Annotated in this window: 6 protein-coding genes and 2 tRNA genes; 5 read left to right on the plus strand and 3 right to left on the minus strand. The window is 34.0% G+C overall.

The features are described 5' to 3' along the window. Window positions 1–57: 57 nt before the first annotated feature. The 3 genes from RGRSB_RS04135 to RGRSB_RS04145 all read left to right on the plus strand — a co-directional run bounded on the left by RGRSB_RS04135 (window position 58) and on the right by RGRSB_RS04145 (window position 1,396). Complete coding sequence (locus tag RGRSB_RS04135; protein WP_119260949.1) at window positions 58–1,092, plus strand: hemolysin family protein; 1,035 nt, start codon at window positions 58–60, stop codon at window positions 1,090–1,092. Window positions 1,093–1,160: 68 nt separating this feature from the next. After that, window positions 1,161–1,245: transfer RNA gene (locus RGRSB_RS04140), tRNA-Tyr, on the plus strand. Window positions 1,246–1,324: 79 nt separating this feature from the next. After that, a tRNA-Thr gene (locus RGRSB_RS04145) sits at window positions 1,325–1,396 on the plus strand. Window positions 1,397–1,560: 164 nt separating this feature from the next. On the opposite strand, the gene RGRSB_RS04150 is transcribed toward RGRSB_RS04145, so the two are convergent. Continuing rightward, a complete protein-coding gene (locus RGRSB_RS04150; RefSeq protein ID WP_119259966.1) occupies window positions 1,561–1,785 on the minus strand; it encodes a DUF6737 family protein in 225 nt (74 codons plus the stop codon). 621 nt (window positions 1,786–2,406) lie between these two features. Between RGRSB_RS04150 and RGRSB_RS04155 the strand changes: the two genes are divergently transcribed. Further along, the gene (locus RGRSB_RS04155) at window positions 2,407–2,922 is read left to right on the plus strand and encodes a methylmalonic aciduria and homocystinuria type D protein (protein WP_119259967.1); all 516 of its coding nucleotides are present in this window, start codon (window positions 2,407–2,409) and stop codon (window positions 2,920–2,922) included. A gap of 157 nt (window positions 2,923–3,079) precedes the next feature. Here the strand turns inward: RGRSB_RS04155 and hpnJ are convergent, their stop codons facing one another. After that, window positions 3,080–4,519, minus strand: a complete 1,440-nt coding sequence (hpnJ, locus tag RGRSB_RS04160; RefSeq protein WP_119259968.1) for a hopanoid biosynthesis associated radical SAM protein HpnJ — start codon at window positions 4,517–4,519, stop codon at window positions 3,080–3,082. Between the two features lie 1,636 nt (window positions 4,520–6,155). On the opposite strand from hpnJ, the gene RGRSB_RS04165 reads away from it, so the two are divergent. After that, window positions 6,156–6,851: an aldehyde oxygenase (deformylating) gene (locus RGRSB_RS04165; protein WP_119259969.1), complete on the plus strand. Its 696-nt coding sequence runs from the start codon at window positions 6,156–6,158 to the stop codon at window positions 6,849–6,851. Between the two features lie 1,142 nt (window positions 6,852–7,993). On the opposite strand, the gene uvrA is transcribed toward RGRSB_RS04165, so the two are convergent. Then, window positions 7,994–10,855 (minus strand): excinuclease ABC subunit UvrA, encoded by a 2,862-nt coding sequence (uvrA, locus tag RGRSB_RS04170; protein WP_119259970.1) that lies wholly within the window; start codon window positions 10,853–10,855, stop codon window positions 7,994–7,996. Window positions 10,856–12,000: the final 1,145 nt, after the last annotated feature.

The following is a 12,000-nucleotide window of genomic DNA, read 5'->3' on the forward strand; positions in this document are numbered from 1 at the left end:
GCTGAACCTGCTCCCTTGTTAGGGCAGGTTTCGCTGGATTTGGTAGCAGTTTTTCTTATGCTGCTCTTATCTGCGTTTTTTTCAGGTTCAGAAACTGCTATTACTGCTTTTGATAATTTTAAACTGAGGGGGTTAATTGAGCATCAAGGAGATCCTTCTGGAATTTACCGCTTAGTCCTTGAAAAACGACGGCGTTTTATTACGAGTCTGTTGATTGGGAATAATCTCGTTAACAATTTTTCGGCTATTCTCACCAGTAATTTGTTTGCTATTTGGTTAGGCAATGCAGGATTAGGGGTGGCAACAGCAGTTGTTACGATTTTTATCCTAATTTTTGGCGAAATAACCCCAAAGTCTTTGGCAATTATTAATAATCGCGCTTTTTTTCGCCTTGCTATCCGCCCTATTTTCTGGCTATCCCAATTTCTAAGCATGATTGGAATGGTTCAAGTTTTCGAGGCCATTACCCAAAAGACAATTTATTTATTTCAAGGTAAATCTGATAAAGTAGCGCAATATGGAGAATCTTTGACAGATTTACAGCTGATGATCGAGATTTTGGGGGGTAAAGGACACTTAGATTTGTATAGGCACCAATTACTCCACAAAACGTTAATGCTCGATCAGTTGATGGCTAAAGATGTTGTTAAGCCTCGCATTGATATGATCACGATTTCCCATGAAGCTAGTTTACAATCGTTACTTAATTTGTCTTTGGAAACGGGCTTTTCTCGCATTCCAGTACAAGGAGAGTCCAAAGATCAGATTGTGGGAATTGTGCATCTTAAACAGGCTCTCCAGACTCTACAATCGGTATCTAAAGAAACGCGTTCTCAAATCTGTGTCACCGACGCGATGGATTCTCCTGTCTATATTCCTGAGACTAAGCGGGTGACGAATTTACTTAAAGAAATGCTTCAGCAACGAATTCATATTGCTATTGTGGTAGATGAATATGGCGGAACCGTAGGTTTGGTCACCTTAGAAGACATTTTAGAAGAATTAGTTGGAGAAATTTATGATGAGAGTGACTTCCCTCATGGTCAGGGCATTCTGTTTCAGAATGATCGCCCACCAATTCACAGCCCTTAAATAAACTTTCTCAGAAAAAATTGCATATTGAAAACAGCTGTGCTATGATAGTTGACCGTGGTACAAGTGGGTCGATGCCCGAGTGGTTAATGGGGGCGGACTGTAAATCCGCTGGCTATGCCTACGCTGGTTCAAATCCAGCTCGGCCCACCACAATAACTTTTAGGGATCTTCATTCTATACAAATCCTATATAGAATAAGAAGTAGAAGTTTTTTAGTGACCTAGATATCGCCTTTGTAGCTCAGTGGTAGAGCACACCCTTGGTAAGGGTGAGGTCACGAGTTCAATCCTCGTCAAAGGCTCTTAAACTATTTCAAATCCAGTAATCTTTCCAAGAGAAGAGTTGTGTTTTTAGAAAATTTATGGTGATGTAAAAAAAATATTACTATTTTCGATAATTCTAAGGTTGGAGTAGATATTATTGCTTAATCTTGTTCTCTTGTTAAGATAAAACAATAATAAAAAATTATTGTTCTCGATTGAGACTTTGCTGTTTAAATAAATAAGGAATAAAAATCAGGAAATAAAACCACCACATCAGAATGAACAGCGAGGTCATAGCCGTCAGCCAAATTCTGTGAAATAGTAACCAACTTCCAATAATTACCCCTGTTCCTGTCAAAAGAACTGTCCAGGGTTGACACCACCAAGGCTTATATTTCCAAATATCGGTTGTAGGAGGGATTGACATAAACAAAATCTAGACAAAAGTTGCGTATAGATTCAATTCTACGTCATAATGTGTGCAATGGAATCCGACTCTAACGTTATTTTATATGACCGCTGTTCGACTACACCATTACCTTCAGTTATAACTTTTATATCTACATTTCAGTGTCATCACTTCACCAATTTTAAGAGTAACAGCAAAACAATAATATCTAAAGTAGTCATTAAATCTACTAGGCATAAACTTATAGGTCTTTTATAGACTGACAGAAAAAATGATAGTTGGTACTAAAGTGATAGTTACTAGCAGCAGAGAGAAAGATGAGCCCTAATACTGAGAAATTAACTGAAAATTAAGAGTGATGGTCTATCAATCTCTTTAAAAACAAGGACAGCGTTACTACCAGCCTTGAGATAGCCGACCAATGTATCCCCCAAGGAGACACTTTCATAAGTAAAAAGTAGTAATAATACCCATGTTGTATTAAAATCTCTTTTTAGACAAAAAATAATATCAAAATATCAAGTTATTTGGGATAAGATTGTATAGCAAAATTGGACAATCACTCAACTATGCTCAACCTAGACTATTTTAAAATAGTTGGCAATTCTTAGAAGTAGTTATTTTTGGTAGTTGGATTTAATGTTATCAAATCAACCTAGTATTAGCTATTATCAACAAGCAACTCAACTTTTTATTGAGATTTATATTCGACCGCCAACCAAGTTTATTATTGAAAACTATTCGAGATTGTTACCAACGTGTAAATTTTATCCTCAAACAATAGTCATTATTTTATTAGAAGCTGAAATGTATCTTGAAAAAACTAATCAACAAGTTCAGCAAGAAAAACAGCGATTAAAAAAAGAATTCTTAAACTTAGGAGAGGATATTCAATCAGTTGCTAAAAGTAAAAAATGGTTAATTGAAATTATAGATCCTCAAAATGGAAAGCCAATTAATTCTGCCTCAGGTGAAATTACTTTTGATATTGTATCCGTTGTTCATGAATTATTAGATTTAAGGATTGATGATACCAATAATGGCTGTAAACTTTTAAATCATCCACTCAAAAAAACAGCAATTTATCCTAATCTTTTATTATCTGATGTCGACAGTAAACAGATGAATTATCTCATTGAAGAAGCCTTGAGTTAATTCGGATAAAGTATGAATTTATTGTTCATTATTCATGATTTTTTTATTATCAATTAGAATAATAAGTCTTGTAGAACTAAAAGAAAGACGCGCTCACTGGAAGCACGCCCTTTGCTATTAATCGCACATTACTTTTAATTAAAAGCCCTAAGATTAATTAAGAAGCGTTAACTAAAGTTCGGTTATGACGTTCATTTAAATAAGCCATAAATTCCCGTCCTTCTCGTAAACGACGCACTAACATCTGGGGATCAACTAACATTTCTTTAACGATAGGAATAATTGCCCCAGGACGGAAATAAAAGCGACGATACATCTGTTCAACCGCATTTTCAATTTCTGCTGCTGATAGATTAGGATATTGCAACGTAGACATTTGAATGCCAGAAGTTGCTACTAAATTTCCATTGGTAAACCAACCATTATCTAAAGCTTGTTGATATAATTCCGTCCCGGGATAGGGCGAAGCGATAGACACTTGAATGGTGTGGGGACTCACCTCACAAGCAAAGCGAATAGTATCTTCAATGGTTTCCCTGCTTTCATTGGGTAAACCGATAATAAACGCCCCGTGAACCTTGATCCCAAGTTTATTGCAGTTAGCCATAAACTTACGAGCGACTTCAAGTTTAATACCTTTTTTGACTCCATCAAGTATTTTTTGATTCCCTGATTCAAAACCTACTAGAAGTAGTCTTAATCCATTGCTTCGCAGAGTTTTTAAAGTATCGTAATCTAAGTTTGCACGGGCATTACAACTCCAAGTTAGTTTTAGTTCTTTGAGATATTTACTAATAGCAATAACCCGTTGTTTATCAATGGTAAAAGTATCATCATCAAAGAAATATTCCCGAACATAATTTCCCCAAAGGGATTTTGCCAACGCCATTTCTTTTCCTACCGCTTCAGGACTTTTTGCACGATATTGATGTCCTCCGATAGTTTGGGGCCACAGACAAAATGTACATTTTGCGGGACAACCACGACCTGTGTACAAAGAAACGTAGGGATTAAGTAGATAACCAATAAAATAGTTGCGAATATCAAGATTATCTGCATAAACAGGGAAAACACTGGGCATCGAATCCCAATCGTGAATTAATTCCCGTTCTTCAGTATGTTTAATATTTCCTTGTTGATCACGGTAACTTAGTCCTTTAATCTGCTCGTAGGGCTTTCCTTCGGCCAATTCCTGACAAGAGTAATCAAATTCATTGCGACAAACAAAATCAAGAATTGGATTTTCTTCTAGAGTTTTGGTCGGTAAAACCGCCACATGTGCTCCTAATAAACCAATCTGAGTATCAGGATTTTGGGCTTTAATAGCCTGAGCGCATTTTACGTCATTAAAAAGAGTGGGGGTACTGGTATACATAATGACCAGTTCATAGTCTTTCGCAATTTTAAGAACATCCTCCACCGTTTGATAATGAGCAGGAGCATCTATCAGTTTACTCCCAGGAACTAATGCTGCTGGTTGTGCCAACCAAGTCGGATACCAAAAAGAGGTAATTTCACGTTTTGCCTGATATCTTGCTCCTGCACCTCCATCAAAACCATCAAAGGAAGGGGGACTCAGAAAGAGAGTCTTTTTCATTGTGTTTCCTCACACTACCACTGATTAATTATCAATATAATCTAATAATTCTAGTCAATATCAACGATAAAAGGTTCCTAAAACTGAAGACATATCTCTCCTAATGCACTGCAGTCAGTGGTTAGACATAAATAAACATCACCACTCTAGCATATGTTAAAGCTTTAAAAGTTACAGCTTTAAAAGCAACTACTATAAACGGATACCGAAGTGTATCAAAGGAGTTAGCAATAAAAACTCTGATTAACTAAAAACTAAATAAAAAAATCTTAACTTTATTTAACTAGGTTATAAATAAGTGTCAAATTTACGCTAGCTAATTAACTTTTTAAGACCTTTATTACTTTTGAGCTTTATTTAAGCTTTTAAGTTAGAGAATTTTCTGAAATTTTTAGGATGAGTTGACAGCTTACTTACCTAACTTAGGAATTTTTAATACAGTACTGCTTGTTTATATCTGATTACTTTAGTATAGACATACATAACAATGTATGTCTATACTAAAGTAATCAGAGTGACTTTTTTGAGAAGTAGTTTATTCAGTTTTCTTGGCTAAATAATACTTAAACTCAAATATTATTTCAGATTGTTATAAGCTTTTATTTCAAACTATTTTTTTCATTATATTTAGAGCTTAATTACATAAGTTGATTTATTGTCAATAATAATTACTTTATCTATTTTTTACTCATTATCTTTTTTTTATAAAAATTAAATGTTAACATGTTACAATTAACAATTGTATTGAATTTACATGTTTTTATTATATTTAATTAGTCTATTTTTTAAACTCTGTAAAATAACTTTTTTTCTTTCGACTTGCATAGAGACACAACTTACTAAACTCCATAAATAAAATGCTGCTTTATATAGGTAAATCAGCATTATACTTTCATTCTTGTTAAAAGAAACAGCAAATATATTCTTAACTTCTCTCCTTTATTTCTTGGTTTTTTAAAAAACCACTATAACACTATAAATTTCTCTCTAAAAAAGATTTGTTATTTTTTTAAATTCTCAAATAGTTACTGTCTATTATAAGTTTTTATCCTTGTTTGAGAGTTCTTCCAGATACTTTACATTTTTTATCTATTTTTTTTCTTCCACTTATCGGAGAATAGGATATAATGATCTTTAAAATACCTTACTTGAATAGTTCATGTAGAAATTCTTTGCTTATTGTATTTTCTGCTACATTCATGTAGTCTACAATATTTTAAACTTCTCAGTTTGTATCCCGACATAATATTTGTGTTTTTATTCTCGTTCTGGAGGTAATTTTAGGGTGCGAGTTAATTTTGATAGTTCTTGCTCTTTATAATTATGTTAGTTATTTTTTTATACAGACTAGTCTATAATTATCTCTCTATTTTTAACTACTTATTCTATTTTAGACTTATTTAAGTTCACTTACTTAGTAACATAAAATGATTTATTTTTTAACGTTTATTTAAAGATACCTTCTTTTTTAATGGAGAATGGCTAAGTTGAACTTAACCACCAAGAGTATTAAATTTTCATAAGGTATTATGGAGAATAGTCAAGTTAAACTTAATCACTAAGAGTCTTAATTTTCATAAGGACACCACTTTAACCCGTAAACTCAGTTGATAATTCACAGGAGATAAACTATCTTATGCAAGAGCTTGCCACACGCTCAGAGCTTGAGTTCAACAGCGAAACCTATAAGGACGCCTACAGCCGCATTAATGCCATCGTTATTGAAGGCGAAGAAGAAGCGTATCAAAATTATATAGATATAGCTCAAATGTTACCTGATCACAAAGATGAGTTAATCCGTCTTGCTAAGATGGAAAGTCGTCACAAGAAAGGTTTTCAATCCTGTGGGAAGAATTTGAGCGTTACTCCTAATATGGAGTATGCTCAAAAATTTTTTGCCCAACTTAATGGAAACTTCCAACAAGCCAAAGCCCAAGGAAAGATTGTTACTTGCTTGTTAATTCAATCTTTGATCATCGAAGCTTTTGCTATTGCTGCTTATAATATTTACATTCCTGTTGCTGACCCCTTTGCTCGAAAAATTACTGAAAGAGTGGTTAAAGATGAATATGCCCATCTAAGTTTTGGTGAGGCCTGGCTTCAAGAGAATTTTGAAACATCAAAAGCGGAATTAGAAGAAGCTAACAAAGGCAATTTACCTATCGTTTGGACAATGCTTAATCAAGTTGAAGACGATGCAGAAGTTTTAGGAATGGAAAAGGAAGCATTAGTTGAAGACTTCATGATTAGTTATGGAGAGGCATTAAGTAGTATCGGTTTTAGCACCCGTGACATTATACAAATGTCCTCCTATGGCTTAAAAGTAGCTTAGGAAACTTTGTGCCGTATCTTAAGAAGATTCCTAACCAAATTATCTTGTTTAAATTCTCGCCCTTCTAGGGCGAATTTCTTTAACCATCTTTAAGAGTAGGTAATTTCAGCCCATTTTCTGCTGAACGTATAGGTAGTTACCCGTGTTCTTTCAACATAACCAATAATCTCTGAATCGATCAGGGGTGAACAACATTCACTGTTGATCCTTTCCCTGTCAAAGTTACCACTAATCTCGTAACATATAATTAATTGTTTTTTTATCAACTAATAGATAACTTCATACTGAAGTATGCCAGACTTTTTCCACAGAAAACTCTAAAAATAGCTTAATTAAACAAAAATACAAACTTAGCCTATAAGGTCCCTAGAGCTTTAATAATGGCTTCAATGGCTTCGTATGGTCAGATTGGATAAAGTTTTCCTGTTACTTTTGGGGTCGCTTCTGTTGTACTATTTAACAACTTAACTCAGAGAGCCACGGCTCTCTTATCTTCCGGCATTTGCAACATCTAGACGACAAACTCTCTTAAATGTCACCATTTAAACAATTAAGGGCTTTGATGAATAAAGTCATGCCTCAGTGATTACCCGGTTTTTCTAGAGCTTTGGTAGTACTGCGTTTAAGTGGGTAATTATAATTTCCTTCAACACCTGCAACGGCTGCCTTTAGATTACTACTCTATTCCAAATACTTTTACTTGATTTAATCGAAATATAAATAGTCGAGTTATGACGTGCAGCAGCTGATTTTCTACCGTTTCTAATAATTGATTAGCAAATTACGCTTTTACTGAGGCTTGAATTAAAAGCTAAATGTCTTGATCTTTGTCTGTTTTCATTTTTACCTTCAAAATATCAAGTATGAGAGACTGTTTGTTAAGTGTCTTTTAAAGAGAATTAAAGTAAACTGAAACAAATACTTGATTAGAGCTTTTCTGGTCCATCTGTGATGAAATCTCAGTAAATATCTGTCATATAGTACCATTTACGCTAGCCTATTGAAGGCATCGTTTAAACAATGTTTAAATTTCTAACAGTTTGCTTGTTATTAACATAACAGCCAAACCGGACTATGTTATGGTTCTAAGGATATTTATTATTCTAAATTCAGTAGATACTTAATTATTTAATTTAAGACTTTCATCCCTGGTATTGTTTCAAAGTTTGTTTTAAGTATTTTCCTGTGTAAGAACTAGAATTACTAGCAACTTGTTCTGGAGTTCCTAGAGCAATTATTTCTCCTCCTTTATCCCCTCCTTCTGGACCCAGATCAATGACCCAATCTGCACAACGTATTACATCTAAGTTATGCTCAATTACTAAAATGGAATTTCCTTTATCTACTAAACGTTGCAGCACATTTAATAGATGATGAATATCATAGAATGATAATCCTGTCGTTGGTTCGTCTATCAAATAGAGAGTTTTTCCAGTTGCTCTTTTAGACAATTCTGAGGCTAATTTAATCCGTTGCGCTTCTCCTCCTGATAGGGTCGGTGCAGACTGCCCTAATTTAATATAACCTAACCCAACATCCACTAAGGTTTGTAGCCTTTTCATAGCTTTAGGAATATTTTGAAAAACGCCTAATGCTTCTTCAATTGTCATGTTTAAAACATCAGCGACAGAATAATCTTTATATTTAACTTGTAGGGTCTCTCGATTGTATCTTGAGCCTTTGCAAACCTCACATTTAACATAAACGTCAGGAAGAAAATTCATCTCAATAACATTAACTCCCTGACCGCCACACATTTCACACCTCCCTCCTTTTATATTAAAAGAGAATTGACCTTGTTTGTATCCTCTGGCTTTCGCTTCAATGGTTTGGGAAAAAAGCTCTCTAATACTATCAAAAATTCCTGTATAAGTAGCAGGATTGGATCGGGGTGTTCTGCCAATAGGAGATTGATCAATAACAATTACTTTATCTATGGCCTCTAGTCCTTTCACTCTACCTAATTTCTTAGGAAAAGGAACATGTCGAGTTAAATGATGTTGTAGGGCAGGATATAATAATCCATTAACTAATGTAGATTTTCCTGAGCCTGAAACTCCTGTAATACACACTAATTTACCTAAAGGAATTTCAATGTCAATATTTTTTAGATTATTTTTTTGACAACTAATTAGCTTTAAATATGCTCCATTTCCAGAACGACGTTGAGCCGGAGTTTTTATGACTTTTCTTCTAGATAGATAATCCGCTGTTAAGGATTTATCGGTTTGAATCAATGTTTTTAAGTCACCCTGACAGACAATATATCCACCATGAATTCCTGCAAGGGGTCCAATATCAACAATATGGTCAGCACTGCGAATTGTCTCTTCATCATGTTCGACAACAATCAAGGTATTCCCCAAGTCTCGCAACTTTTTGAGGGTATTTAATAAACGTCCATTATCCCGTTGGTGTAGGCCAATACTAGGTTCATCCAATACATATAACACTCCTGTCAATCCTGAGCCAATTTGAGTAGCTAAACGGATACGTTGTGCTTCTCCTCCTGATAAGGTCTTAGTTCCCCGATCTAAGGTTAAATAATCTAACCCCACATCAAGGAGGAATTGTAGACGATTTTTGATTTCTTTTAGGGCTAGTTGTCCAATTAACTGTTGTCTTTGAGTTAATTGCAATTGATTAATTTTTTCTAAACATTTGTCAATAGAAACACTGGTTAATTCATCAATCATATATTGACCTAATCGTACGGATAAAGATTCAGGTTTCAATCGCTTTCCTTGACAAACTTCACAAGTTCTATCAATCAAATATTTTTCTAGTTTTTGTTTAAAAATATCCGAGCTAGTTTCTTTATAATTTTGCTCTAAAATTGCTAAAATACCATTAAAAGTGCGATAGTAACCTCCATTGTTATCAGCGCGAGAATCATCTTTAAAATAGATAGGTTCTCTAGTTCCATAAAGTAAGATTTCTTGCTGCTCCTTAGTTAATTTATTCCAAGGAGTTTGAATATCAAAGCCGTATGTTTGACCAACACTATAGAAAAAAGAAAAATAGAAAGAATTATCTTTGTCTGACCAAGGAGCGATCGCGGCATACAAAGGAATAGAAGGGTCAGGAATCACTAAATCAGGGGAAAACTGACGCAAACTTCCTAATCCATGGCAGTTTCTACAAGCACCATAGGGAGAATTAAAAGAAAATAAACGGGGAGATAACTCCTCGACAACTGCCCCATGTTCTGGACAAGCAAAGTTTTCAGAAAACATAATTTCTGAAAACTTTGCTTCCCCCCAGCTCTTATTATCATCTGAATCTAAAATATCAATAATTGCTAGTCCGTTTGATTGATATAAACAGGTACGTAAAGAATCTGTTAGCCGTTCTTCAATTCCTTCTTTTTTTATTAGACGATCAATAACAATTTCAATGTTATGGTGGTTATTTTTCTTTAATTCAAAAGTATCAGAAAGTTCACGAACTTCCCCATCAATTCTGACTCGAACAAATCCTTGAGAAGCTAAACTAGATAATAACTTTTTATGAGTTCCTTTTTTTCCTCGTACCACAGGGGACAAAAGTTGAAATTTAGTGCGATCTTTGAGTTCCATGACACGATCACACATTTGATCAACGGTTTGTGGTGTAATGCTGCGATCACACACTGGACAATGGGGCTCTCCAGCTCTTCCAAACAATAACCGTAGATAATCATAAATTTCTGTGACCGTCCCCACTGTAGATCGAGGGTTATGAGACGTTGACTTTTGATCAATGGAAATAGCCGGACTTAACCCGTTAATTGCATCTACATCTGGCTTATCTAATTGCCCTAAAAACTGTCTCGCATAGGCGCTCAAAGACTCCACATAACGTCGTTGTCCCTCTGCAAAGATAGTATCAAAAGCCAAAGACGACTTACCTGAACCTGAAACCCCTGTAAAAACAATCAGGCGATCACGAGGGAGATCTAGATCAATGTTTTTTAGGTTATGCTGTCTTGCACCCCGAATACGGATAGTACTAAAATCGGACATTCTATCACTCCTTAACAATCCTTAATGATAATAGCGTTATCTTAGCCATTTGTTTTGAGTTTGTTAAAGAACATATGTTGAAACATTTTTAATCTTATGGAAACTGAAGTCGTAATCATATACGGACATATTATTTGCCGTGGGTAACTAATCTCGAAATTCTCTCTACAGAGTCTAATTTATCTCTTTGCAGAGTTCTAATTTTTAAAATTATCCCTCGTCTAATAAGATTATTTCCATAATGGTGAGAATCTACACGTTAAATCTAAAACACATATTTTTACCCCGTTATTATTATCAACTGCTAGAGTATGAATTTGAGGAATAATAGAAAGTTCTATGAGAAGTGCAATCATTAATATGAATATTGTTAACTCATAATCAATACTAGATACCAATAAGTGAGACAGGTTTTTGGTAATTCTATTTTAGAGTGAATATAGACTCATTTCAAGTTTTATTTTTAAAGTAAGTAGCTCTGAATACTCCTATAAGCGCAAACTATTTTATATTTCTATGATAATTATAGTGTTGTAACAACCTATCAGGACTAAATTTGTTAGATATGAGTAGATACATAATTTTCTAAGACATAATTTTATGTTCACAAAGAATGAAGTAACAGATAAAATTCTAAAAAGAATTCTTTTTTATTACAAAAAATAATAATACTCCGTCTTGATGCTGAGCTAAATACTGATATTTTAGAACAAAACAACACGACTTAGGCAATCAATATAACAATTTAGGGAGATAATTATTATATTGATTACTCTTAAAATCAAGTCAAAATTTCCCAATAATTCTTAGAAATTAGTTTTTATAAAATTGCTTTCTAAAAAAGCTCAGTATTCCTAATAAGGACTTAATTTACGATTGAAATCAACATATCGAGTGATAGACAATGTAATGTAAATATTTTTAATTTTTAAGGTAACTATGTAATTTTACCTAAAATTATCAATGGACATATTTATCATGATGTTTATATCTATTTGTGGTTAACGGGTAACCTAACAATTAATGTTAACTCTATTTTTTAGAAAAAACTTTGGATTCAACGGGTTAACTGGACGTGAATGAGTAAGGATATCATTTATAATTACTAAGTAAATGAGACTAGGTTTTTGCTCCATCATACTTTT

It is taken from the genome of cyanobacterium endosymbiont of Rhopalodia gibberula, from assembly GCF_003574135.1.
Classification (GTDB): domain Bacteria; phylum Cyanobacteriota; class Cyanobacteriia; order Cyanobacteriales; family Microcystaceae; genus Rippkaea.